A 363-nucleotide genomic window follows, 5' to 3' on the forward strand; every position below is an offset into this window, starting at 1 on the left:
AAATAAATAAAATATATAACAGATAAAATACATGTCATTTTAATAATCGATGGGAATAAACCTTCACTTTCAAATTCCGGTTTACTTCCTATTCCCGCTATATTTTGCATTGCTTTCCCTAATTTATCTGCAACGACATCAATAATATCTAAACTGAAGGATTGTTCTACTATAAATAACAATATCTTTGTCAACCAAACTCCAAACTGGAACATTAATGAAACTATCCATTGACCAACTCCATTAATTTTCCGCTGTATATCTTTCCCTACAGAATCATCACCAAACATATAGCCCCAAGCCTTTGAGAAAAAGCCTTTTTCATCGTCTTTATGTGGTGCGGTATCTATCTCATAATGAACA

Annotated in this window: 1 protein-coding gene; it reads right to left on the minus strand. The window is 32.2% G+C overall.

Annotation, left to right across the window (positions count from 1 at the left end):
- On the minus strand, nucleotides 1-363 hold a 363-nt coding region (locus tag HUO09_RS22180), incomplete at both ends, for a hypothetical protein (protein WP_223159565.1).

The organism is Vibrio sp. Y2-5, assembly GCF_014596725.1.
Classification (GTDB): domain Bacteria; phylum Pseudomonadota; class Gammaproteobacteria; order Enterobacterales; family Vibrionaceae; genus Vibrio.